This is a genomic window from Undibacterium sp. Ji22W, from assembly GCF_049340305.1.
In the GTDB taxonomy this organism is placed as follows: Bacteria; Pseudomonadota; Gammaproteobacteria; order Burkholderiales; family Burkholderiaceae_D; genus Undibacterium.
On record NZ_JBMPOU010000003.1, the window covers coordinates 373,522 to 399,434 of the forward strand.

Sequence of the window (25,913 nt, forward strand, 5' to 3'; positions counted from 1 at the left end):
TTCAAGGCTTAAAACACCAGTGCCAAGGCTCATATTGAAATCCAAAAGAATTGTCACGTGGATAGGACATGGAGAAACCAAATTGAGCCGCATGCTCTGTGAGCCACTGAAAAGTCGGGGTAAGCTCAAAGCGAATTTCTAAATGTGGATCGTCAATTGATGCAATATCGATCGCTCGTCCCGTGTGGTGCTCACTATAGCCGGGTGGTGCGCAGACTTCGAGTATGGCGTTGACCTCACATCCCTCAGCAAGTTTGTCGCGAATGATGCTTGCCTGTCTTTCGACACTGCGAAAGGCAGAAATCATCACTAGGTCTATGCCGTCTATCGATGCTTGGTGTTTCATGGCATGCCAGGCTTGGGCGGTGGCTGGTGTTAACAAAAACGTGCGACCATCTTGCTGCGTTTCTACCACGATCAAGTCGCTTTCCTCGGCATGCAGCGGTAAGCCACGTCGCTGTATGAGTTCCTCAGCTATTCCTAGTTCTTCTAAAATTATCATGCTCATATTGTCACGCTTATGGAAGTTTTTTCTTGCTCGTAATGACTTCTAACAAGGCCGCAGATTCTGCATCTGGTATGCCGTCAAATGTGTGTTGTCGGTAGCGGCATTGAAAAGCGATTAAGACGTTTTTGCTCTCTTGATCCCAAATGCCAGTTTTGGGTGTTGCATAGCCAATCTCAGCTAGTTTTGTTTGAAACCAAACAACGTCGGGCAAGGCTTGTTGAAAGATCAGTAGTTGAGCTGCTACCGCGTCCGCATTTGGCCACTCGATCAAACCTGCGTCTGCAAGTTGTTTCCAAGGGAAGAGAGGCCCCGGATCTGGCTTGCGTTGGGGCGCTATTTCTCCATGACCCAAGATGTTTTCTGGTTTGATGCCATGCCGCGCCACGATGTCCTTGATGAGGGTAATCACCGTATCAATTTGTTGTTGCGGAAAGGCTTGGTATTGCCGTCCCGTCGGCGTCTCAACATAGCCTAAATTAACGATCTCTATGCCTATCGAACTGGCATTGAGTTGCGCATGTGTTTTCCAACTACTGACGCCCGCGTGGATCGCCATGCGCGATTCATCGACTAATCGGTAGACCGTGTTGGGTTGATCGTTGCCAACCAAATAGTGACTACTAACAGCTTGTTCTGTCAGCACGTGCAAGGAGAGGGCTTGATCTAAAGCGGTGTAGTGCAGTATCAAAAATCGGGCGCGACTCGCCTGACTTTTCGCCGTGATCGAGGTATTGAGTTGATCCATCGTAAAAGGTCGCGTTGTTGAACAAGCACTGAGTAGACCTAAGCTGAGGAATAAGACTAGTAGAGATTTCATGTCGATGGTCGATTCTATGAGTATTTATGTGCGATTGATTTGTTCGGTGCGAACAGCGTTGCGTTCAGGACCTTGTGGGATGCGCGATGCCGCGATACGGGCCGCACTATGATGACCTAGATTCTCGCAGAGTCGGAGGTCGCTGGTATCGTGCAGGTGCTTTTTCATAGTTTCGGCAATGATCGGATGAAGTTCTTGTACGCGCCCGGATAAGGCGATAGGCTTTTGGCCAAACCTGTGACACAAGGCACGCGCCAGACGCGCCAATTCGATACCCGCATTTTCTAAAATGGTGTAAGCAGTTCTATCCATGTCGGCGGTTGTGCCAAGTGCTAAAGCCAATTTACCCACTTCGCCGCGCGATCGTTGATAAATAAATTCACGCGTATGCTTCCACTCCGCGCCACCAATTAGGGCAAACATTGCTGTCGCCATGGGGGATGAGCGCCACGCGCCAGGGTGAAAATCCTCTTCTCGCCAAATGCGCTTGAGTGCCTCGCGGGCGATCCAATACCCGCTGCCAGCATCGTCCAACACATAGCCATGACCGCCTGCACGATGAAAATTGCCTGCCTGATCGATGTAGGCCGCAATCGATCCTGTCCCTGCATAAACAAGGTAACCTTCGCCGGGTTGAAAGGTATCGAGGTAAGCAATTTCAATATCGTTACTGATGTGGATAGCGCTCTCAGGGAGCGCAAATAGTGAACCCAACATCTGCTTTGCTGCAGTCGCATCACCACTATAGCCAGTCAGTCCTGCTTGTAGTGAGAAAATCTGGTGGCGCAGATCCGTCGCACGCTGTAACTGTTGAGCAATTGAAGAAAACAAAGCTTGTAGCGCTGCCTGCCCTGCCAGATTGCCTAGTTGTAAAGCGGTCGCACCATCGACTGCACCTTCCGACAAGATAGTGCCAGCTTGATCTGCTAAGGCCCAACGGGTTTGCGTGCCGCCCATGTCTATCCCTAAACCAGTCGCGCTGATCGCTTGTGGGCGATGCTGACTAGGCAAGGTGCCTGTTGTCGATTCCATAAATACGATAGCTTCCTAGAAAACAATGTCGAAGTTACTTGGTTAGATGAGACACTCAACGAATTCTATCTTGCCTCTATCACCGCCAAAGCGCAATCATCGGGTGAGATGCGTTTAGTCTAAGTGCGAAGAGCTTTGCGTAACAATGAAAAGAAGCGTTAGTGCCATAACCTTAATGTATGGATAGCCGAGGAAAAGTGACTCGCGGTGTCTGCTTTTTTCTGGGAAAATGCTTCCAGCACATCAACAATATCTACCAGAGGTTTAGGTGCGTGGATCAGCAATAGATTTAGCGCGATGCGAGCAGCGCTTGTGATGATTGCGTGCCTTATTTCAGAGAGAGCTTTATGACATCAACACAATCAGAGCTAGGCGGCGAGCAAAGCCCATCCTTGCATTTTCAAAGTCACAATTTCACTTCACCACAAGGTGGGGTGCGGATGTTGATCACTGGCGCAGTGCATGGTAATGAAATTTGTGGCACCGAAGCGATACGGCGCGTGATGGCGCAACTGGAATCTGGAGAGCTTTTACTCCAGCGCGGCAGTGTGACGTTTGTGCCAGTTGCCAATCCACTTGCCTATCAGCGCCAGCAACGTGAAGGTGATCGCAACTTAAACCGGCGCTTACGTCCGACATCGACGCCGCAAGAATTTGAAGATCATGTCGCCAATTGGCTATGCCCCTTAATGCAGCAACATGAAGTCCTGTTGGATTTGCATTCGTTTCGCGGTGAAGGACAGGCTTTTGTTATGGTCGGCCCTGAAAATAATCAAGGTGAAATCGAAGCCTTTAGTTTCTCCGCGCAAGAAGAAAAATTAGCGCAAGCTTTGGGTGTACAGCGTTTTGTTGATGGTTGGTTGACGACGTATGCGAAAGGCGTAGCGAGGCGGCGTGATCAAATCACTGTTGAAGATGGCGATCCGAATTGCGCTATCGATGCCGCATTTGGTATGGGAACCACCGAGTATATGCGCAGCGTTGGCGGCTATGCACTGACCTTAGAATGTGGCCAACATCAAGACCCAAAGTCTAAGGAGTTGGCTTATCAGGCGATCATCAATGCGATGACTTGCTTGCAATTGATCGCTGCGCCGATGAATGAAGGATCGACGAATGAAGCACCTATGAGTCAAGCACTTGGTGACATGGAGACTTTACGAATTTATGAAGTCGTCGATAAACAGCATGATGATGATCGCTTTGTCCGTGCTTGGGCGAGTTTTGATATTCTCAATCAAGGTGACGTTATCGGTGTACGTCACGACGGGACTGAAGTACGAGCCGAGATGGATGCCAGAATTATTTTCCCCGATGCCAATGCCAAAAAAAATGATGAATGGTTTTATCTGGCGAAATCCAGTCAACGCTTGCAGAGGGGATAGTCGGTAGCTGGTGCCTGAGTCATACCTTGATGTTATGGCGACTATGATTATTTTCATTTGTCGGGCATATCCACCGCCTTTATTCTATTTCTGAAGAGCCCTATTAGCTCAAGCAAACCAACGCCACCAATGAGGAAAACCTAGATGTTGTGTGAAGACATAAAAGATCACGCTGAATTTAAATGCCTTGATGACATCGCTGGCATTGTCATCGATCTGCGTTACGTAGGAGATAATAATTTTGTTGGACGCGATCTTTATGGCAGTTTAGATTGTCGTTGGCTGCATAAGGAAGCTGCACAGGGACTGGTCGATGCGGTCGCGATCTTGCGCACCAAACAACCGACTTATCGATTGCTGGTACTCGATGCTTTGCGTCCGCATCGGGTACAGGAAATGTTATGGAAGCATTTAGAGGGAACCTCTTTGCGCTCTTATGTCGCCGATCCTGCGCGCGGTTCGATACATTCTTTTGGCATGGCCTTGGACGTTACTATACTCGATGAACACGGGCAAGAGCTCGATATGGGAACTGCGTTTGATGCATTGGTAGAGAAATCGCACCCCAAGCAGGAACCAGAATTTTTGGCCAATGGCACGCTCACACCTAGTCAATTCGAAAATCGTCAGTTATTGCGCGAGGCCATGTTTGGTGCTGGGTTTCGTGGCATCAATAGTGAATGGTGGCATTTTAATTTTGGTGATCCCGATGTGGTTCGGCAAACTTACTTAAGAATCGATTAATCGTATGTCTACGCTACTCAGCCTGAACGATACCCACAAAAAAAGTGCAGCCATGCTGCTGTTTTCTTTTTTTGCCCTGACTTGTAACGAGCCGACATATGCGATGTCGCCGCCACAAAGGAGTACGCCCATGACGCAAAACACCGATCAAGTTCTACAGCAAACTGTCAATCACCCAAGCCAAGCTCTGGCTAGTCTTTCCGTGATCGCTATCAAGCAGGGCAAAGTGGTGTACGAAAATCAATTTGGTCGTCGTTATATTCATCCTGAGGATGCTTCACAAGACATGCTGGCCAATGATCAGACCTTATACCGCATGGCCTCGGTGTCAAAGATGGTGGCAGCCGTTGGTGCGATGATTTTGGTTGAACAAGGTAAGCTCGATCTGGATGCAGACATTAGTCGCTATCTCGGTTTTCAGATCCGCAATCCTCATTTCCCTACTGCGCCGATTACTACCCGTATGTTGTTGAGCCATACCTCGTCATTGCGCGATGATGCTGGTTACAATTTTCCAATCAACGTCAATTTGAAGAGTTTCTTGGTGCCGGGCGGAGCGCATTACGGCGACGGGTCGCAATGGGATAAGGTCAGTCAGGAATCGTCGCACGCCCCCGGACATTTTTTTCGCTACGTTAATTTGAATTGGGGCATCCTCGGCTCGGTGATGGAAGCCGTGAGTGGTCAACGTTTTGATCATTTCATGCGCGATCAGTTGTTGCGTCCTTTGGGTATGGCCGGTGGCTACAATCCAGAGGAATTGAGTGTGGAAGAACTCGCCAATGTCGCCGTCCTTTATCGCAAGAAAAAAGAACATGACACGGTGTGGAATCCAAGTGGGCCGTGGATCGTTCAAGTCGATGACTATCGCGGCAAAGCACCGCTCAAGCGAGCTGGGATAGACAGCTATGTGTTAGGCGCAAATGCGAGCCTCTTTAGTCCGCAAGGTGGACTTCGCACCAGTGTGCGCGGCTTGGCGCGCTTAATGCAAATGTTGATGAATCAAGGTGAGCTCGATGGCGTGCGTATTTTGCAGCCTGCCAGTGTCGCACAACTATTGCAGGTGCAATGGCGTTACGATGCAGCATGCAAGAACGGCGATAATGATCGCGGCATGTTTTTATCTTGGAGTTTGGGCTTTCAACATTTTACCGACGTTAGCGCGGCACATTATGGTGATCGCTTAGTCAAGCAGACGCCGTCGTTCACTGGTTTTGGACATTTGGGTGAAGCCTATGGTTTGAATTCCGGTTTTATGTTTGACCCTGTCACACGAAACGGCATGATCTTTGCCTTAGGTGGTTTGTCGGCCGATTCCGAAGCTTTGTTTGGTGAATATTCTAGTCTGAGCCCATGGGAAGAACGCATACTCAGTGCCTTGTACGCTGAGATTATCAAAGACTGAGTGACTAGGGTCTTGCGCGGTTGTAAGAACGTAATCTCAGCACCTTGTACGCTGAGATTATCAAAGACTAAATGATTAGGATCTAGCGCCGTTAGTTTTGGCTATGCAGTCAGCGGCGACGTCGCGCAGATTTTGCACAAAGGCCAAAGCCGAGCGCGATAGAGGAATTGACTTCATCGTCAATAAATACAAATCAACTGGCACCACAGGAATGATCGGACGGCATTGCACGCGTTGATGATCAGCGGTGGCTGCGGTGAAGGGATCAATCACAGCCGAGCCCGCCCCGTGTTCGACCATTGTGCGCGCCAATAAATAGGTTTGCACAACGGTATGGGTATTAAACTGCAAGCCCTGTTCAGAGCAAGCGTCCATGACTCGACCCGCCAAATGATCATCCAAATCGAGCGCGATTAGATCTTTTGGCAGTTCTTTAATCGGTAGTGGCGTGTTATCAAGTGAAGCGGCCCATGTTCCTTTGGGCGCAATCGTTGTCATTCGGCCTTGCGTTAAAGATTCTGCGGCAATGCTAGGATGATTCGGATCGTACAAGGAAATCGCAAAATCCACATCACCAAGCAATAAAGCACTGACGATTTCACTTGTGTGTTGCGAGGCTAAAGAACAATGCACTTTGGGGAATTTGCTACGCCATGCTGACAAGGCAGCTGGAATGATTGTCATCGACAAAGTGGGTGTTGATGCCAATCTGACGGCTTCGTCGGGATTGTTTTTTAGATTTGATGCTAGGCGGCGAACCGCTTGTAAATCACGGTTTAATTTATCGACTTCGACAAATAATTTGCGTGCTTCTGGTGTCGGATGTAATTTCCCTTTGATGCGTTCAAATAACTTCAAACCAAGTCGCAATTCACAGTGCTGCAATACTTTGGTTGCTGCCGGTTGAGAAATACTCAGAATCTGCGCAGCACCACTGATCGTACCTGCTTGCATGATGGCGTGAAACACTTCGATATGACGTAAACGCATAGTGAATAAGATGGAAGATGATGCAGTGAAAAAGGAAAAATCATTTTACCGCATGGAAATGTATTGTCACTCTTTCTGTTGTATTGCACGGCGCACGTCGTCGTCATTTGCCAATAATCGCGCCTGCGCTGCAAGCACGCTGGACTGATTTAGAATCGCCACGATGGCGGTTTTGACATGGTACTGGCACTGGGACAAAGTGTCTTTTGCCATTGCCTCATCACAGCCAGTGGCAAACATGGTCAAGTTAATCGTGCGTCGTACTAACTTGGCATTGGTTGGTTTGACATCCACCATCAAGTTGCCATATACCTTATGCAACTGCACCATCAAAGCGCTAGAAAAGCTATTTAAGGTGATCTTTTGCGCGGTGCCCGCTTTGAGTCGCGTGCTGCCAGAAATGATCTCGTTTCCCGTCTCTAATGTGATACCGATATCAGCTTCTAGGGTAATGGGGGCATCGGCATTATTGGCGATGCCTATCGTCAGCGCACCGGCATCGCGCCCAGCCTGCAGCGCACCCAATACATACGGCGTGGCACCAGAGGCGGCTAGTAGGATGATCACATCTTGGATTTGAATATTGAGTGCGCATAAGTCGTCTGCCCCTTGTTGCGCATCATCCTCCGCGCCTTCGACGGCGGTAAACATGGCCGTGTGACCGCCCGCCAGTAAACCAATCGCCCGTTCATTCGGCCATGAAAAAGTGGGCGTGAGTTCAACCCCATCGAGTACGCCCAAACGACCAGATGTGCCAGCACCGACATAGATCAAACGACCACCATCACGAATGCGTGGCAAGGCTTGGGTGACGGCGTTCGCGATTTGTGGTGAGGCTAAACGCACCGCACGCACCGCATCAAATTGATCATCGATTAGCGCGTCAATTAGCTGCTCGGTTGGATATAAATCAAGCTCGCGGTGTTGCGTACTTGGGATTTCGGTTTGCAGTTTCAAAGGGACTCTCCTGTGTAAAACGCGCGCACTTGTGTCTTCACTTCTGCATTCACTTATATATTCACTAAGCAACTCATGCACTGACCATACCTTATCCCTCGCAGATTTGAATAACAAATGAATGCTTGTGCTCACACTATAACTTTTGGGTATGGATGCGCCATCATTGATATCGTTGATGGATGGCGAACGACGCAGTCTACTGGCGGATTTTCGTCTATGATGCTTGTGTCACCTACACGGCGCTGTTGATAGCCTTAGCTTGCTTCGATTGTCCGCCTCAATTTCCATTCATTTTCATCGATGAACTTTTTGTCCTCTCAACAATTCAATTGCAAGCAGACATTCGTCTGGGTTATTGGATGTCTTTCGTTCAAAGATATGATTGATCACTTGTGCGCTGTGGTGCCAACATCGCCTCGATTTTTAGGTCGTATGTTTCTGCTCAAATGCGCGGTTCTGCTTTGCCTGTTAGGAAGTATCGATTCATTGTTTGCGATTCAGCGTGAGGTACGTGGAACGTGGTTGACAACGACAGCTAATACGGCAATTTCCAACCCTGAAAACACAGAAAAAAGTATGCGCCGAATCAAAGAGATCGGGCTAAACACGGTCTATGTGGAAAGCTGGAAAAACGGTTATACGCAGTTTCCGTCAAAGGTATTGCAGCGTACTCTAGGAGTCACTCAACGCGCTCCATCGCGTTCGCAAGATCTAGTCGATGCGCCAGGTAACCTCAGCACGGCCAGTCGTGATCTACTCCAAGAAACACTGATAGCAGCGCATCGCCAAGGCTTAATCTACGTCGCTTGGTTTGAATATGGTTTTATGGCAGCGCATAAGTCCACCATGAATCATCTTTGGATGCAAAAGCCAGCGTGGTTGAGTCGTGATCGCGATGGCAATGAAGTCGCGAGTAACGGATTTGTTTGGCTAAATCCTTTACATCCAGAAGCGCAACAGTTCTTGCTTGATCTCGTGCTCGAAGCGATTGATGCCTATGATCTTGATGGGATTCAACTGGATGACCGTATCGTCTGGCCCGATATTCGTATGGGCTACGATGCTTATACGCTCGCGCTCTATGCGCAAGAGCATTCGGGGCAATCGCCACCAAACAATTATCTTGATCCCGAATGGATGCAGTGGCGAGCCGATAAAGTGACACAATTTGCTCAGCGCTTTGTGCGAGCAGTGCGCGCAAAAAGACCGGGCTTGATTGTTTCCCTTAGTCCCGCTGTGTATCCCTGGTCATGGGAGCATCATCTGTTAGCTTGGCCGCAGTGGAGTGCGTGGTCAGCTTCCACGTTAAAGCCCAAGGCCGATTGGGATGAATTCATTCCACAAGCGTATCGTCTTAGTTATCCTGATTTTGCGAAGACATGGCAGCAACAAATAGACGCAATGCGAGTTTATGGCGATAGTCAAGCAGCGAAACTCGTTGCTGGAATTCGTATCGTCGGGGATGGCAGAGACTCGAGTTGGGAGCAGCTACGACAATCCATAGAATTGACTCGAACAAATAGAAATGCGGGACATGTGCTGTGGTACAGCCGTGGCGTACTCGATCTCTACCCAGAGCAATTGCGCGCGTTTTATCAAGACAGCGGTGCCGCGATTTCACCGCATTTTGCGGCGAGATGGCGACAGCTATCGATTCCACTAGTCAAACAAAGCGCTACAGAAAATTCAGCGAAATTTGAGCGCTGGCAGTCGCCCAAACTGGAAGTAGGGCGCTATCACGTGATAGTCCATGACCAGCACGGGTGGCGCTACCGCGATCAAGTCGTAACGATTTCATCGGCTAACACGGACATGGTCGATGTGCTGGTTCCGTCTGGATGTTCGCGTGTCGAGTTAATCGTGGATCGACGTCAGGAAATGCAAGAATTGCAGCGTTAAGTCGACCCCGTTAAACGGTCAGGATTATTTGCTCGTATTCTTACTCAATCAGCGCCTCAAGTGCCAACAATATGACAAGCCACCAAACGACCCTCGACTTGGCGCAGGGCGGGGGCTTCGGTGTGGCATCGGCTTTGGGCATATGGACAGCGAGGTGAAAACGCGCATCCTGCTGGTGGGTGTAAGGGACTAGGAAGTTCGCCAGTAATGCGTATCCGTTCTTTGCGGTCTTGTGCGCGTATCGCTGGGGTGGCGCTGATCAATACGCGCGTATAAGGATGCAAAGGGTTTTCAAATAGCGCTTGCTTGCTGCCATATTCGACCGCGCTGCCGAGATACATCACCAAGACCTCATCTGCCACATGTTCCACCACACTCAGATTGTGTGAGATGAATACATAACTGGTGTTAAACGAGGCTTGTAAATCCATGAAGAGATTGAGAATTTGCGCTTGAATCGAGACGTCTAATGCCGAGACCGGTTCGTCGGCCACCACCACTGCCGGGTTGAGCATCATGGCGCGCGCGATCGCCACCCGTTGTCGCTGTCCACCAGAAAACATATGCGGATAACGCGAAGCAAATTCTGGACGCAAACCAACTTGTTGTAGCATCGCATCGACACGCTCACGTCGCTCGCTGGCGGTGAGTGCGGTATTGATGCGCAAAGGCTCTTGCAACGTCGCATCGATAGACTTACGCGGATTAAGTGAAGCGTAAGGGTTTTGAAACACCATTTGTAGTTGGCGTCGTAAGGCTGGATTGTTAGCGCCGCCGTTGGTGGCGACATCGACGCCATCAATCAGCAAGCGACCCGCGCTGGGTTTTTCTATCATGGTCAATTGGCGCGCCAAGGTCGATTTGCCACAGCCTGATTCACCTACCACGGCCAAGGTGCTCGCCTTTTTCAAAGTGAAAGAGACGCCGTTAAGTGCTTTTACGGTGCCCTTGTCGCGAAACAATCCTTGACTCACGCTGTAGTGCCGCGTCAATTGCTGTGCTTCTAAAACAGGAGGGGCATTGGTGATTAATTGGTCTTGCATAGAAAGATACTCAGCTTCCATAAAATCAAACGTGCTTCTTTGACGACTGCGTCATGTTTTCTGCTGGTTCTTTATAAAGTGCAGGTGTTACGACATGAATCGTTTGTGAATTTGCTTCATCCAGCATTGGCTGAACATGATGGCATCGCAAGCCCGCAGTTAAGGCAGGTCGTTGGTTCACACATAGTTGGTCAGCTAGTGCGCAACGAGGCGATAATAGGCACCCGGATGGTCGATCATCTCGCCCCGGCACCACACCAGCCAAGGCGTTCAGCCTTTGTGCGCCCTTATTGTGTTCTGGGATCGCCGCCAACAAGGAGCGGGTGTATGGATGTCTGGCTTGCTCCAAACCTTGTACCACTTGCGCGCGCTCCATCACTTGGCCGGCATACATGACATGGATCTCATCCGTCATTTCGGAGACCACGGCTAGATCATGGGTAATGAGAATTAAGCCCATCTGATGCTGCTGATGTAAGCGCAATAAGAGATCCATGATTTGTGCCTGCACCGTTACGTCTAGGGCGGTGGTCGGTTCGTCAGCGATGAGTAATTTTGGTTCGCAACTGAGTGCCATCGCAATCATGACACGTTGATTCATCCCGCCCGACAATTGATGCGGGTAGCAATCGAAGCGACGCACAGGGTCTGGTATTTCGACTAAGCTCAATAGCTCCAAGGCCCGTTCACGCAAGGCTTTTCCGCGTAAACCCAAATGTACTTTCATCCCCTCCATCAATTGAGCACCGATGGTGTACGAGGGATTTAAACTACTCAATGCATCTTGAAAAATCATGGCGATATCTTTGCCAATAATTTTGCGGCGGGCGCTGGCTGATAAACCTAGCAAATCTTGGCCGTTGAAGCTTAAGACATCGGCACTGACGCGCCCTGGCGCATCGATAAGTCCCATAATGGCCATCATGCTGACGGATTTTCCTGAACCAGATTCGCCAACGATGCCTATGCGTTGGCCTTGTGCTACGTTCAAATCAATGCCATCGACGGCGATGTTTGATTGCTTTTTTTCGCCGAATTCTACTCTGAGATTTTTGACAGTTAGTAAGCTCATGGTTTTATCCTAGACGTTTCAATTTAGGATCAAGTGCATCACGCAAACCGTCGCCCATCAGATTGATACTCAATACAGAAATCAAGATACTCAAGCCTGGCATGGTCACCACCCAAGGCGCACGATCAATGTAATCGCGTGCGGCTGCAAGCATAGTTCCCCATTCTGGTGTTGGGGCTTGTACGCCCAAGCCCAGAAAACCGAGTGCAGCGGTTTCGAGTATGGCGGCTGAAAAACTCAGGCTGGCATTCACGATTAAGGGCGGCATGCAATTCGGCAAAACCGTGTTTAACATTAAACGTAGCGTACCTGCACCGGCGACCCGACTGGCAATCACATAGTCCTTATTCACTTCTGCTAAGGCAGCGGCGCGCGTTAAACGGGTGTAAGAGGGCAGGGCACCAATCGAGATCGCGATCATCGTATTAACTAAACCTGGGCCCAACACGGTGATGATGCAAATCGCTAACAGTAAGCCAGGTAAGGCCAATAAAATATCCATTAGGCGGACGATCACTGGACCAGCAAAGCGCGTAAAGAAAGCCGCTAGCAAACCAAGGAAAACACCAGGTATCAGCGAAAAAATCACCGATAGACTTCCTATCATGAGCGACACTCTGGCGCCGTACATGAGGCGCGAAAGTATATCGCGGCCCAATTCATCGGTACCTAGCAAAAATTGCCAACTGCCCCGCGCGTCCCATACCGGCGGAACCAACATGTGATCACGAAACTGCTCAATCGGATCATAAGGTGCTAGCCAAGGCGCAAAGAGTGCGGCGAATGCGATTAACATAAACACGATGGTCGCCGCCAAGGCACCGCGATTTTGACTATATTGTTGAACAAATAGTCGCCACGCAGGCGGTGGTGATTTGAGTATCGCAACTTTGTCTTCGGCAGCGCTGAGATTCATTGTGTTTGCTGAGCTGGCTAAATTATTGAGGTGGTTTTTATTCATGATGATTGTATTGTCATTCTGAGCGCAGTCGTGGGTTGACAACGAGGTAGAGTAAATCGACCATCATGTTGACGAAGATGAAAATACTGGCTGATACTAAAATGGCAGTTTGTACGACGGGATAATCGCGCCTCGCAATTGAATCGATTAACCATTTACCGATTCCAGGCCAAGAAAAAATTGTCTCAGTGAGCACTGCGCCTGCCAATAAACTACCCGTTTGCATGCCGACCACGGTCAATACCGGAATGAGCGCGTTGCGCATTGCATGAATAATGACGATACGACTTGGCGATAACCCTTTGGCGCGCGCGGTACGCACATAGTCTTCGCGTAACACCTCCAACATCGATGAGCGCGTCATGCGGGCGATCACGGCCATGGGTATGGTGCCAAGTACGACAGTGGGTAACAGTAGGTGGCGCAGGGCAGAGCCAAAAGCACCAACTTCATCGGATAACAAGCTATCAATTAGCATAAAACCGGACCGCGGCAAAATGTCATATTCAATCGCAATCCGACCAGAAACCGGCGTCCAACCTAAATCAACAGAAAAAAACATCATCAAGATTAAGCCCCACCAAAACACCGGCATCGAATACCCGACCGTCGCTAAACCCATCACGCCTTGATCAATCAAAGAGCCACGTTTGAGCGCAGCAATCACGCCCAACACAAGACCGAATAAGCAGGCCAAAAGTAGCGCGGATAAGGCTAGTTCCATCGTGGCAGGAAACAGTGCGGCGAATTCTTTTGCCACGGGTTCGCGAGATACCAGCGAGAGACCAAAATCGCCTTGCACGAGTTTTTGTAGATATACCCAGTATTGCTCAGCGAGAGGTAAATCGAGCCCCATACGATGCATCATCTCGGCATGCTGGGCTGGGTCCATTTGACGTTCACCCATCATGACTTCGATAGGGTCACCTGGAACTAAACGAATCAGAAAAAACGCGACCAAGGTAATGCCGATAAAAGTCGGGATGACACTGAGAATTTTTTTAGTGATGAACAGCAGCATGAGCGTATCGACCTGGTTTTATTGAGTTGTACTGAATTTGGGTTACGTAGTGTGGCGCATACTATGGACGTACATACACATTTTCAAAAGACACACTGCCATTGGGCGCCATGATAAAACCTTCCAGTTTCTGTGACATGGGGATATAGACGGTGGAATGTGCCATGGTCATCCACGGGCGCTCATACTTGAAAATCACTTGGGCTTTTTCGTAATATTCGGCACGTCGTTGCGGGTCTGTGGTCGAGCGTCCCGCTTCCACTAGGGCGTCGAATTCCTTATTGCAAAACTTGACGCCAGTCTTGTTTAAAGCACAGGTCAAATTGGTCGCCAAAAAATCATCGGGATCGCCGCTATCACCTGACCATCCGCTCATATATACATCATGTTCGCCCTTGGCAGCGCGCTTGAGATATTCGCCCCATTCGTAAGTTTTGATATGAGCCTTGACCCCAATTTTCGCCCAGTCTTGTTGGATCATCTGCGCCATCAATTGTCCATTGGGATTGGTCGGACGACTCACTGGCAGGGCCCATAGGTCTAGTTCTATATTGTCCTTAAAGCCTGCGCTGGCGAGCAATTGGCGCGCTCTTGCTGGATTGTATTCATTCCGTAATTGCTTGTTGTAACCAGGTATTGAAGGCGGGAAAGCGCTGATCGCTTGCATCGCATCGCCACGTGGAAACAGCACTCGAAACAGGGCATCTCGATCCACCGCAATATCTAAGGCTTCTCGCACCAAGCGATTATTAGTAGGTGCTTTTCTTAAATTAAAGGACAGGTAAGAGATATTTAAAGCTTGAATTTTGGCGACCTTGACGCGTGGGTTGCCGTCTAAAACCGTGATGTCGACATCACGAATTGGCGCCGTGATATTGCATTCGCCCAAGCGCAATTTTTGTACGCGCACATTGGGTTCGCGGCTGATGGAGTAAATTAGTTTTTGGGTGATTTGTGGACCGCGCCAGTAATCTGGATTGGCCTCCATGCGAATCACATCGTCTTTTTTATAGCTTCGAAAACGATAGGGGCCAGTGCCTATCGGATAGTTGTTAATATCTGCAGCGCGTTTATTGAGTAGTAATTGTTGCGCATATTCAGCACTATGGATGCCGGAAAACGCCATCGCAAAATAAGACAAAAAAGCGGCATTGGCTGTCTTTAATTCAAAATCTACGGTGCGCTGATCGATCTTTTTTATCGAACTAATTTGTGCCGCCAAGCCTAAACTTTGCGGATAGATAAAAGAAGCGGGAAAGGCCTTATTAAACACATGCTGTGGGTTGGTCATGCGTTCAAATGTAAACATCACATCATCTGCATTGAGTGTTCTGGTAGGCGTGAAATACGGTGTTTTATGAAAACGCACATTGTCGCGTAGAACAAAACGCAGACTCTTTGCATCACTAGAAAATGTCCACGACTGCGCGAGTTGCGGCACTAACTCAGTGGTGCCACGCTTGAACGTCAAAAGGCCCTGAAATAGTTGATTGGTGACATTGCTGGTGCTGGCACTGTCCCATAAGCCTGGATCAAATCCTTCGGGCGACGCATCGGCGCAATAGATGATGGGCTTATTGGTCGAGAGAGATCCAGCGACTAACGTATTACCAGAAGCATCACCAGTCGCATTGGCAGTAACGCCCATCAAAAAAAATAGAGAAAAAAAAGCCAGCTGTTTGTTCATGACATTCCTGTGGACGTGCGGTTCCTGTCCGCCGATGACGACTTTGTTCTTAGATCATACCAAATTGAACGAGCAATATGCGGAATGTTCAGCCGCAAGGAGAATGACCCCGAAACCCGCTTCAGCGTCATGCTGGATCAAGTCCGGCATGACGCTGAGGATCAAGTGCAGATGCGGACTAGAACTTGTAATTCGCGCTGACTGATAAACGACGTCCAAGTGGGCTAGCGACGCGTGGATCCCAACCAGCACCGCCTGCGAAGTCCACATTGTGAGCAGTAAAGGATGGTGTGCGATTAAACAGGTCGATCAAGACAACATTGATAGACAAGTCTTTGAAGCCCGAATAGCTGGTCGCTACATTGTAGGTCGTGTACGATTTGACATCGGCAACAAAGCCCGCTGGCACTACACCATAAGGGACCTCGTCTTTATAGCCTGCTGTGTAGCGTTGGGAGAACGTGGTACTCCAATCGCCTTCAGAATATGTGACAAAGGCATTGTGTTTCCAACGTACGTACAGATCGCGTGGATACCATTCGCCCACCAGTTCGTTATACGTATCGCTCTTAAAGATACGGGATTTAAAGCTCTTGATGGCAGTACCCTCTATGCCAGCATCCCATTTTCCGCTTCCGAGCTTACCGTTCATCTTCAATGCGAGGTCGATGCCACGCAACTTGTCGCCATCGGCATTCACATAGCCAGCCTGAATGTAATCGATCTCGCCATTCGCATCACGGATCAAATTGTTCGGAAAAGTTTCTGGATGCTTGATGACGGCAGTGCCATCGAGTTCGGTGATGATGCCATCGCGCTTGATATTCCATAAGTCGATTGTCACTGCCATCCAGTCGAGCGGTTGAATCACGGTACCGATTGACCATTGTTTCGACTTCTCTGGATTTAAATTAATATTCCCACCAGATTTTTGATCCGGACGAATTCCGCAATACTGCAAATTACCTGGATTCTTCGGACATAAAACAGGGTCATCCACGTTGCCAGGTAAAGGTGAGATCGAGACGCCAGAATACAATTGGAAGAAACTCGGTGCGCGGAAACCAGAGTTCACAGAGCCACGGAACATCAAGGTTTTTTCAATTGGCTCATATCGGAACGAAATTTTTGGATTGACCGTGCTGCCAAAGTCACTGTATTTGTCACGTCGAACTGCCAGTTGTGCGTCAAAACCTTTAAATACGGGTACTGCCATCTCTGCGTAAATTGCAGTGATGTCGCGCGACACCTTATCGAACGTTGCATCAAATGGTGCGTCACGTACGGGCACCGTGGCAGTTTCACCTGAATTGAATTGATACGATTCACGACGCAAATCAAAACCGGCGGCGGCGCTCACCATACCCGCTGGGAGTGAAAATAATTCGCCAGAGATTTTGCCATCAATTTGCGCCAAGGTCGCTCTACCACCGAACAGGGAAGTGCCGGCTGCTTTTGCACCTTGAATCAGGGCTAATGCCTCAGTAGTTTGCGTCTCGCCTGGCTTCAACCAAGGATTAATTTTGCCTGAGGCTAAAGCCGCATCAAATTCTGCGCGCTTCATATAGCCTTCACCTAAGACAGAATTGGCGTAGCTCTTGGCAGTAGACGCGCCTAAGCTATAGTCCCAACCGCCGATCACGCCGTCGATGCCAGCCAAAATGCGCGATTGCTCTGACACGGTTTGGATGGTGCGACCACCGCACTCCAAACAACGCCAGCGATAGGCGATCGGTTTTGTCTTATCAAAAGTTGGAATGTAGCTTGAGAGATCCTGATAATACGGGCCGCCTACGGGATAGGCATTTTTGGCTGCGATACTGGTCGTGATTTGACTCTGCTCAAACTGCTTAGTCGCGGTAGATCGCGAACCAACCACCTCGAAATACGCCTTGGTATCGTTATTGATCTTTAAAGTGCCGCGTGTCACGAGATTCAGATTGTCCACTGGCTGAATCAACACTGCTTGTCCAGTGTAATCGTAGGCACAGGCGTTCGCGAATTGCGGATTGCCCCATAAAGTGCTCTGGTATTGCGTCATGTCAAAGCCAGAATCACATTTGCCTTGGAAACTCAATAGGTTGGCACGATTATAGGTCTGTGCGCCGGTCGATGGTAATTTGTAGCTAGAGCCAATCGCCGTTCCAGTACCACCTGTTTGGGTCGCAAACGGTGTCCCTGTGGTATCGGGTGATAAGCCTCGTTCAGGCTGAAAACCATTCACGAACGAACGTTGATGTGCATTTAAGATGGCTTGTTTATCGTAGCTCAGCGTTGCCATCAAATTGTAGCCTTGGCTGTCCATGTCGCCCATGCCGCCAACGATAGAAATGCCCTTGGTATTGCCGCCACCACCTTGAGTGACGTTGGTGCGAGCACTGACATTTACGCCATTAAAATTCTTCTTCAAAATGAAGTTGATGACGCCACCGATCGCATCGGTACCGTAAATCGCGGAGGAGCCATCGGTCAAAATTTCGACACGTTCAACAGCCGCTAATGGAATCGAGTTAAGGTTAACCGCATTGCCTTTAGCGCCATGCAAAGACACACGACGACCATTCAGAAGTACCAAGGTGCTACCCGCACCCAGACCGCGCAAGTTGGCGCTGGAGTTACCATTGTTATTGCGATCATTGGAGCCAAGCTGAATACCTGCTTGTGAGGATAAGTTATCTGCCGTGGTGCCATTGGCCGACAAGGTCGCGATTAATTGTTCGACGCTAGTGGTTCCCGAGCGGCTTATTTGCTCTGCGGTGATGACTTGAATCGGCAGTGCGCCTTCTTTTTGTACGGCTTTGATACTTGAGCCGGTGATCTCGACTTTTTGTAATTTTTCAACGGGCAAACTCTGCGCATAGGTGATGCTAGCCGCAAGATTTGAGACACCGATTAAAGCGATACAATGGGCTATGGTTGTTAGTTTCACTACATTCTCCTATTTGATTCATTCAATGAATAATTAGATTTTTTTCAGAAACATGTCTGTTCTGGACTACTCTCACAAATTAGGAGAGCTTGGTGCCGCTTCAGGTAAATCGAGACTTTTCATTAGGTTTTGAATCAATGATGGCTGCACTTTTCGATAGGATTTTGAGCTGCATGTGAAACTCATGGCGGGCCATGGACTACGAAGAAGCTCAAATCCTAATGAAAATGTCACGTCAAAGATCAAACAGCACTTCTGTTGCATCTAACGGAAAATCTCGGTTCAAAATCTGCAACGACAATCGCAGACTCAGAGCAAGAGTAGAGGCTTCTTTGATAGCGTGACAAATGAAAAAACCCATGCGCTCAATAACTAAAAGATATAGTCTGGCCAAAAGCTATTCGTTTGACGTGAAGTGCCATGCAAGATCATGAAGTTAGCGGGCAAAAGCAGGGTGCTTGCGCAATTTCAACTATATTATTTATCAAATTTGGATGCCGGATGTTTGTCGATGGTTGTCAAAAAACGACAGATAAGCAAGCCTATAGGATTGGCCTTGGCTTTTACTTAATGAAGTGCGCGCGCTGACTCTCTTGACCCACTCGATCAACCAAGCTGACGACGACTTCGGTGAGCTTGCCTAGTTGTAAGTCGTCGCTCAGATCGATGCTTAGTGCACTGGGAGCTTGCAACGAGAAAAACCATTCGCGTTTCAAGTTGTTTTCATAGCGCCGCCAGATAGCAATTAAGCGTACTGCTTGGCGATCGTCAAAGGCGACTTCGATGTGCTGCGAATCTGCTGTACGTGTCAATCGCGGTGTCGTGACGGTGCCGGTAAATAGCCATGGCGTTGCAGGAACTAACGCAGGTGTGAGATAGCGTTCTTGTCGAAGTCGCTGGGCGATGTCTTTGCGGTTTTGTAGCAGCGCCACCATACTAAAGTGGATATGTCCGGCACTCGCCTGCGTGCGCGTGATGCTGATTTGATTCAGAATCTCTTCACTTTTCCAAGACTTGTCGCTGTCATCAATTCGGCTGGTGTACAGACCCGGCCAAACGTGGCGTCCTGTGGTATTTTGAAGCTTCCAATAGTCCTGCAAGACTTGGAACGCTTGGGCGGGTTGCTCGATAGGCCAATACAATTGTGGCGCAAGATAATCGAGCCAACCACGTGCTAGCCACAACTCGACATCGGCATACAATTTATCGTATTGACTAAAGCCCGTGATTCCCGGCGGTAAACGATCTGGCCGCCCGATCCCAAATGGACTAATGCCAAATTTCACCCACGATTTTTCTTGACGTAGCTTGTGTGCGATGTTTTCGACCAGATGATTGACATGCTGGCGGCGCCAGTCGGCACGCGAGAGAGCGCCCCCTTCGTTTTGATACCGCAGCCAATTCTCTTCGTCAGGGAAATCGACTTCTTGGCCTGTCGCGTCTTTGATCGGGTAGGGATAAAAATAGTCATCAATGTGAACTCCGTCGATATCATATCGGCGTACTACATCCATGATCACATTGAGGGTTTGCGTCGCGGCGTCAGCATCAGAGGGATCCATCCATAGTAAATCGCCATATTTTTTGACAGCGGATGGTTTTTTGTTGCTGATATGTTGTGGGCTGAGCTTAGCTTTTGAAAGCGCGGTCTTGGCGCGATAGGGATTAAACCAAGCGTGTAATTCCAGACCCCGCTGATGCGCTTGGGTTATCCAAAACTGCAAAGGATCGTACCAGACTTGTGGCGCCCGACCTTGTTCACCGTTTAGATATTCGCTCCAAGGTTCCAGTGTCGAAGGATAAATAGCATCTGCGCTAGGTCGCACTTGCAAGATGATGGCATTGAGTTGAATCGCTTTGGCCTGATCGAGAATCGCGATGATCTCAGCCTGTTGTTGCTCGCTACTTAGACCAGGTCGACTTGGCCAATCGATATTGGATACCGTTGCGACCCATGCCGCGCGGAATTCTCGCGGTGCCGCTGGTGCAGCTGCTAGTGCTGTCGGCACCAAATCTTGAGGCGCGGATGCGGTTTTCGGGTTTGAGGTTTCCTGAGTCTTACTAACGGGAGCTTGCACCGCTGTGGTACAAGCACTGAGTAAGAATAGCATTACAAATAGTAGTAAGAAACCGACGAAGAGGTTGCCAATTTGCTTGACTGTCTTGCTGTTGATACGTGTAAGAACGGACGTCTTTGGAAGGTGAAAATTCATCATTTTCGCAGGTAAAAGAAAAGGGGGGAGACAGACATTACACTTTAATAAACCACGATTTTTTCCACATCAAATAGGCAATCGTCAGCATCAGTAAATTAAACAGTATGGCGAACAACAATGACGCATTGTAAGCAGAAATCGGAAGTGTCGTCAGCGGTGTGAATAAGGTTTTTTGTAAAGATATTACACTGCCATCACTTTGCCCAATCTGAACAAACCCCATCAGCTTGGCCAGCAGACTTGCTAGTGCGAACAGAAATAGCGCATTGAGTCCATACATTGTGAATGGCAAATTGAGTGTGCGCATCCTTTGTTTTAAGGTGAGTGACGTGCTGGCATCGAGCAGGTAGTAAAACACGGTGAAAGCGAGTACTGCCCAACCTGTCATCAAGACGCAGAAAGAGCTGGTCCATAAGCTCTTATTAATCGGCATTAAAAGGTGATCCATCACTTGGCCTAGCGCGATGCAAATACTACCGAACATGATGAGCGCGAAAACCTGCTGGCGTGGCGGTATCGGGCTATTTATCAAACGTCCAGTCAATACACCAAACAGCACACTCGCAGTCGCAGGCAAAGTGCTAAACATGCCTTCCGGATCCCAGGTCTTGGATTTTTTCCAGAGATGTCCCTCCATGAGGGTGCGATCCAACCAAGCACCGAAGTCTCGTCCGGGTTCTAGTATGCCTCGTCCCCAAACGCCCTCGGCGTCAGGCACCGGCACTAGTAACATCACACAAGTATAGACAGTGAGAATGGCGACGATCCACATACATTGCTGACGCCACGAGAAGAAAATAAGGATAGCGCCGGCCAGCATGATGGTTAGCGCGATGCGTTGCAATACGCCAGGAATGCGTAGACTCAAGAGATCAAAGCTAGGGATGAAGTTGAGGCTAAGACCGATTAAGAAAATAATCGCCGCACGGCGTAATAATTTCGAATAGTGTTGGCGTCGATGTTCGGGAGAAAGAGGTTTATTTGCGAGTGATAATTGCAGCGAAACGCCGACGATAAAAAGGAAGAATGGAAAGATACAATCGGTCAGAGTCCAACCTGACCAGGCGGCGTGTGCCAGTGGCGGATAGAGGTGCGCCCAGTCACCAGGATTATTCACTAAGAACATAGCGGCAATCGTCATCCCGCGAAAGGCGTCTAAGGATAGTAGTCGTGGCTTGGCAGCGTGCATTGTCGATTCTCACCAAAATTTGGAAGAAAGAGGACGTTTGCACGCCCTCTTTCTAGATTCACCAGTCTTGGGGATAAGGTGAACAGTAAAACGTCTCAAATGTGGGGAATTGAGGCGCCTATTCTTGACGTAGTACAGTTCAATTGGCATTAGCTGAATAGTCACGGAAGAATGAAGTCTATGTTTTCATCTTTTACGATTTGATGCGATTGATTTTTTGATCATGACGTATAGGTAAAAGTTATGCACTCAACTATCAAGATCGGCATTCTCCAAAAAAATCCATACACTAGCGTTATAGGCAGATGCTAAAAAACCATAGGCGATTGCTCATCCATGCCCTTAGACTACGACTTTGTAGCCTCAACATGGTTTACCCGAACACTTGAGCAAATGAGGGCACTTAGGATGATTACTGTTAGATCGATGCACCGTCAAATTTGCCTTGTATTTATCGGGTGTGGTTTGCCCTTTGTATCTGCACAAGCACAGCAGAGTTTGCCGCAAAGTGTGACCCTAGCCTTGCAGCAGGCAGGCGTACCCACTTCTGCATTGGCGGTGATGGTACAGCCTGTCGATCGTAGCGCACCCAAATTGGCGATACATGAGGACGTCCCTATGAGTCCAGCATCGACCATGAAATTGGTCACTAGCGGAGTGGCCTTGGAAGAGCTGGGGCCGACCTATAAATGGAAGACGCAATTGCTCAGCGACGTCTCATCGAAAATACCATCGAAAATGCCATCAAATAGGGGGGCGAATAAAAATACTTTGCGCGGCCCCTTGTACTTGCGTGGCGGTGGGGCACCTGACTTGAGTTGGGATCGCCTCGGTATGATGTTGAGAACACTTTACGATCAAGGTATTCATCGTATTGAGGGGGATCTGATACTCGATCGTAGCTTTTTTCAACCGAGTCGTTTTGATCTGAACTTGCCCCCATTTGATGAGACACCGGACGCGTACTACAACGTGATTCCGGATGCCTTGCTGGTGAATAGTAATTTGACGAGTTTTGAACTCGACAGTACACAGAAAAAAATGCAAACGCGCTTGTCTTCGCCGATGGCGCGAGTACGACTCAATAACCGCATGACTGTTGGAGACTTTCCTTGCGCGCAGTGGGAAGAACGTTGGATTCCGCCTACCATCAAAACCGATCGCCGACATCGCACCACAATCACCTTAAGCGGCGAATTTCCGCGCGATTGCAAGATCACAAATAGTCTCAATATCCTTGATCGCAACTTGTATATCGAGAGCCTGGTGCGCCAACTCTGGACCGAAATGGGCGGGCAATGGAAAGGGCAGGCTATCGATGGCCTTGTGCCTCCGACCGCCACCGTCTTGGTCGAAAAATCCTCGGATAGCTTGGCGGACAATCTTAGAATCATCAATAAACGCTCTGACAATGCCATGACGCGCTTATTGTATTTAAGCTTAGGTACCGAGTTGAGCGCTGGGGTGAGTACGAAGGTCACAGGTGTGACTAGCTTCGATGCGGCAGAGGAGCGCGTACGTCAATGGATGCGTCAGCAAGGGATTGATGACCAAGGTTTTGTGATCGAGAATGGCTCTGGTTTGTCTCGCAGCGAACGTATCTCTGCCAAACAAATGAGTTCATTTTTACTGCATCTAAGTCAAAGCAATTGGTTTCCTGAATTTAGCGCTAGCCTGCCGATTGTGGCGGTGGATGGCACTATGCGTAAGCGCTTAGTCGGGACAGTGGCTGCGGCGCGCGCCCGTATTAAGACCGGAACCTTGCGCGATACCGTGGCGGTGGCTGGTTATGTACGCGATCAACAAAATCGGCATTGGGTTGTCGTCGGTATGATTAATCACGAGTACGCAGCAAAAGCGCGACCTGCACTCGATGCTTTGATTGCGTGGGTGGCATCGGGTGTCGAGAGTGAAGCAGTGCAAGCTCAAGCAGCAGCGGAACCTTTGAGTCGCCAATAGTCAGTTAGCGCACCTCTACAATAGGCGTAGCGGAATTAACTAGAGAAAGAAGTGTTCTAGCGAAAGGCAAAGCCCGTCATATCAATGGCGGGTGTTTCCCCACAAATCACACTGCGCAATAAGCTCGCACTGCCGCAGGCCAAAGTCCAGCCGAGTGCGCCGTGACCGACATTTAAATACACATTGGCAATAGGCGATCTACCCACGATAGGAACACCGGTAGGCGTCGCTGGACGCAAGCCCGCCCATGGCGATAATTGCTGTGCATCGTTTAAGTTTCCGCTCTCGGGAAATAGAGTGTGAGTCGCCTTGATCAGTTCGGTAATCGCTTTTGGCTCGATGCGTAAATCGTGACCAACCAACTCGACCCGACCCGCCACGCGCAGACGATCACCAAGGCGTGCATAGACAATTTTTTGGGACAGATCGGTGATGGAAATATGTGGCGCTGATGCGCTATTCGTATCGTGAATCGGCACAGTAATGCTATAGCCCTTTAATGGGTATACCGGGAGTCGAAAGCCGAGCATGCTCGCAAAGTGCGCGCTTTCTATCCCCATGGCGACGACAAAATGATCTGCGGTATGACGCGTTGTTGTAGAGTTTGTTGCAGCCTCCGTTTGGCGTATGTTGATATGACTTATCTTACCGCCGACGAGGTGTGCCGACTCGACACGTGTGTTGGAAAAAAACTGAAAGCGCGGTGATTGCGCCATGACAGACAACAAGTGTTGGCAAAAACTTGCACAGTCTCCGACTTCTTCTGCCGGTGTGTAGACACCAGCGAGCCAGCGGTCTTGAGCGTGTGCTAAAGCGGGCTCCAATTCCATACATTGGGCGATGCCTAAGATCGACTGCTGACAACCATATTGCGCTTGAAACGCAATCTGAGCCTCCGCCGCGTCGATGGATGCTTGGTCGCTCAGCATTACTAATTTGCCAGAGGTTTGATGTTGAAAGTCAAACCCATGTTGTGAGCGAATTTGCTCGATTTGTATTTGACTGAGTTGCGCCAAGCTGAGCAGTTGACGGCTACTGATATTGGCTCTCTGATGATTGCATGCCATTAAGAATTGCCATAACCATTGCCACAAAGCTGGATCAAGCTGCGGTTTAAGGCGCAGTGGCGAATGCTGACTGAATAGATACTCAGGCCACTTTCTCCAAATCGATGCATCGGCCAATGGGGAAACATAGGAATAGCTGAGCTGCGCGCCATTGCCCAAGCTAGTCATTTGCGCGACTTGAGCCTGTTCTTCGATCAGACTAACTTCATGTCCGGCCATTAATAATTCATAAGCCGTAGTAACGCCGATAACACCGGCTCCGAGAACGCAACTATGCATACGATTCGTGTTGTAATTAGAAGAGAAGATTCAAAATAATGATCAGATAAGGTCGCTTTGCTCGGCCTTACTCATTCACACTTGCGCTCATTGTCGCTAGCTTCCACTGTGCTTTTAGCGGCTCCAACGGCGCTTCACTGACCACCACTTTCGCACCTAAGGAAATGGCATCGTAAAGTTTGACAATGTCGACAGAGCGCATACGGATACAACCAAAACTAGCTGCTGTCCCCAATAGACTTTCTTGTGGCGTGCCATGAATGTAGATAAAGCGCGGATAGGCATTGCGATTGCGTTCTTCTAGTCCACGTAACCACAAAACTCGAGTGACGATGGGGTCTCGTCCAGGCGCCTCTACCGGTACCACTTCGCCAGTCGCTACACGGTCTTTTAGGACACTACCGAGCGCCAAATTGTCACCAAATTTTTCAGCGATTTCCATCGTGCCGGCCGGCGTCATATAGCTGTCAGGCACATCGCCGATTCCTTTTTTTGCGGTGGAAATGAGAAAGGTTTCGCGTTCTTGACCATTTTCAATGAACAGCATTTTTTGCTCGGGCACAGATACGAGTAGCACTTGCTGCTGTGCTTTCGCATTGGTTTCGGATTTGGTCATTGAGGTGCATGCGGATAAGCTAGTTAATAGCAATGTAAAGCTGATCAATGCCATCAGCAAGCGAGAAAAAGTCCATCCCATAACTCCACCATATCAAGTACGTGAAATGCTAGGATAGACCGTCGAAACGCTTC

20 protein-coding genes are annotated in these 25,913 nt (G+C 49.1%); 5 read left to right on the forward strand and 15 right to left on the reverse strand.

Annotation, left to right across the window (positions count from 1 at the left end):
* Window position 1 precedes the first annotated feature (1 nt).
* From ACO0KW_RS14225 to ACO0KW_RS14235, 3 genes are read right to left on the reverse strand one after another with little or no spacing between them, the layout of a single operon-like run.
* On the reverse strand, window positions 2–508 hold the full coding sequence (locus tag ACO0KW_RS14225) for a M15 family metallopeptidase (RefSeq protein WP_423053902.1): 507 nt from the start codon (window positions 506–508) through the stop codon (window positions 2–4).
* A gap of 10 nt (window positions 509–518) precedes the next feature.
* Complete coding sequence (locus ACO0KW_RS14230) at window positions 519–1,325, reverse strand: N-acetylmuramoyl-L-alanine amidase (RefSeq protein ID WP_423053903.1); 807 nt, start codon at window positions 1,323–1,325, stop codon at window positions 519–521.
* 24 nt (window positions 1,326–1,349) lie between these two features.
* Window positions 1,350–2,357, reverse strand: a complete 1,008-nt coding sequence (locus ACO0KW_RS14235) for an N-acetylglucosamine kinase (protein WP_423053904.1) — start codon at window positions 2,355–2,357, stop codon at window positions 1,350–1,352.
* 347 nt (window positions 2,358–2,704) lie between these two features.
* On the opposite strand from ACO0KW_RS14235, the gene ACO0KW_RS14240 reads away from it, so the two are divergent.
* The 3 genes from ACO0KW_RS14240 to ACO0KW_RS14250 all read left to right on the forward strand — a co-directional run bounded on the left by ACO0KW_RS14240 (window position 2,705) and on the right by ACO0KW_RS14250 (window position 5,891).
* The gene (locus ACO0KW_RS14240; RefSeq protein WP_423053905.1) at window positions 2,705–3,742 is read left to right on the forward strand and encodes a succinylglutamate desuccinylase; all 1,038 of its coding nucleotides are present in this window, start codon (window positions 2,705–2,707) and stop codon (window positions 3,740–3,742) included.
* Window positions 3,743–3,886: 144 nt separating this feature from the next.
* On the forward strand, window positions 3,887–4,486 hold the full coding sequence (locus ACO0KW_RS14245) for a M15 family metallopeptidase (RefSeq protein ID WP_423053906.1): 600 nt from the start codon (window positions 3,887–3,889) through the stop codon (window positions 4,484–4,486).
* 4 nt (window positions 4,487–4,490) lie between these two features.
* Window positions 4,491–5,891, forward strand: coding sequence for a serine hydrolase domain-containing protein (locus ACO0KW_RS14250; protein WP_423053907.1), 1,401 nt, complete (start codon window positions 4,491–4,493; stop codon window positions 5,889–5,891).
* Between the two features lie 75 nt (window positions 5,892–5,966).
* Here ACO0KW_RS14250 and ACO0KW_RS14255 read toward each other — a convergent pair whose 3' ends face one another.
* On the reverse strand, window positions 5,967–6,881 hold the full coding sequence (locus ACO0KW_RS14255) for a LysR family transcriptional regulator (RefSeq protein ID WP_423053908.1): 915 nt from the start codon (window positions 6,879–6,881) through the stop codon (window positions 5,967–5,969).
* Between the two features lie 66 nt (window positions 6,882–6,947).
* Complete coding sequence (locus ACO0KW_RS14260; RefSeq protein ID WP_423053910.1) at window positions 6,948–7,838, reverse strand: N-acetylmuramic acid 6-phosphate etherase; 891 nt, start codon at window positions 7,836–7,838, stop codon at window positions 6,948–6,950.
* 435 nt (window positions 7,839–8,273) lie between these two features.
* Between ACO0KW_RS14260 and ACO0KW_RS14265 the strand changes: the two genes are divergently transcribed.
* Complete coding sequence (locus tag ACO0KW_RS14265; protein ID WP_423053912.1) at window positions 8,274–9,740, forward strand: glycoside hydrolase family 10 protein; 1,467 nt, start codon at window positions 8,274–8,276, stop codon at window positions 9,738–9,740.
* Between the two features lie 56 nt (window positions 9,741–9,796).
* Here ACO0KW_RS14265 and ACO0KW_RS14270 read toward each other — a convergent pair whose 3' ends face one another.
* The 8 genes from ACO0KW_RS14270 to ACO0KW_RS14305 all read right to left on the reverse strand — a co-directional run bounded on the left by ACO0KW_RS14270 (window position 9,797) and on the right by ACO0KW_RS14305 (window position 21,858).
* Window positions 9,797–10,783, reverse strand: coding sequence for a peptide ABC transporter ATP-binding protein (locus ACO0KW_RS14270; RefSeq protein ID WP_423053913.1), 987 nt, complete (start codon window positions 10,781–10,783; stop codon window positions 9,797–9,799).
* 25 nt (window positions 10,784–10,808) lie between these two features.
* Entirely contained in the window at window positions 10,809–11,855 is a 1,047-nt protein-coding gene (locus ACO0KW_RS14275; RefSeq protein WP_423053914.1) for an ABC transporter ATP-binding protein, read from the reverse strand.
* Window positions 11,856–11,859: 4 nt separating this feature from the next.
* Window positions 11,860–12,771, reverse strand: a complete 912-nt coding sequence (locus tag ACO0KW_RS14280) for an ABC transporter permease subunit (RefSeq protein WP_423053915.1) — start codon at window positions 12,769–12,771, stop codon at window positions 11,860–11,862.
* A 58-nt stretch (window positions 12,772–12,829) separates the two neighbouring features.
* Window positions 12,830–13,837 carry an ABC transporter permease gene (locus ACO0KW_RS14285; RefSeq protein ID WP_423053916.1) on the reverse strand — a complete coding sequence of 336 codons (1,008 nt, stop codon included), beginning with the start codon at window positions 13,835–13,837 and terminating at the stop codon, window positions 12,830–12,832.
* A 61-nt stretch (window positions 13,838–13,898) separates the two neighbouring features.
* On the reverse strand, window positions 13,899–15,524 hold the full coding sequence (locus ACO0KW_RS14290) for an ABC transporter substrate-binding protein (RefSeq protein ID WP_423053917.1): 1,626 nt from the start codon (window positions 15,522–15,524) through the stop codon (window positions 13,899–13,901).
* 178 nt (window positions 15,525–15,702) lie between these two features.
* Complete coding sequence (locus ACO0KW_RS14295) at window positions 15,703–18,453, reverse strand: TonB-dependent receptor domain-containing protein (protein WP_423053918.1); 2,751 nt, start codon at window positions 18,451–18,453, stop codon at window positions 15,703–15,705.
* Window positions 18,454–19,016: 563 nt separating this feature from the next.
* Window positions 19,017–20,564 (reverse strand): glycoside hydrolase family 10 protein, encoded by a 1,548-nt coding sequence (locus ACO0KW_RS14300; protein ID WP_423053919.1) that lies wholly within the window; start codon window positions 20,562–20,564, stop codon window positions 19,017–19,019.
* 139 nt (window positions 20,565–20,703) lie between these two features.
* Window positions 20,704–21,858, reverse strand: coding sequence for an acyltransferase family protein (locus ACO0KW_RS14305; protein WP_423053920.1), 1,155 nt, complete (start codon window positions 21,856–21,858; stop codon window positions 20,704–20,706).
* Between the two features lie 408 nt (window positions 21,859–22,266).
* Between ACO0KW_RS14305 and dacB the strand changes: the two genes are divergently transcribed.
* Window positions 22,267–23,817, forward strand: coding sequence for a D-alanyl-D-alanine carboxypeptidase/D-alanyl-D-alanine endopeptidase (gene dacB / locus ACO0KW_RS14310; RefSeq protein WP_423053922.1), 1,551 nt, complete (start codon window positions 22,267–22,269; stop codon window positions 23,815–23,817).
* Window positions 23,818–23,873: 56 nt separating this feature from the next.
* On the opposite strand, the gene ACO0KW_RS14315 is transcribed toward dacB, so the two are convergent.
* A complete protein-coding gene (locus tag ACO0KW_RS14315) occupies window positions 23,874–25,163 on the reverse strand; it encodes a D-amino acid dehydrogenase (RefSeq protein ID WP_423053923.1) in 1,290 nt (429 codons plus the stop codon).
* A 67-nt stretch (window positions 25,164–25,230) separates the two neighbouring features.
* Window positions 25,231–25,860: a L,D-transpeptidase family protein gene (locus tag ACO0KW_RS14320; protein ID WP_423053924.1), complete on the reverse strand. Its 630-nt coding sequence runs from the start codon at window positions 25,858–25,860 to the stop codon at window positions 25,231–25,233.
* Window positions 25,861–25,913: the final 53 nt, after the last annotated feature.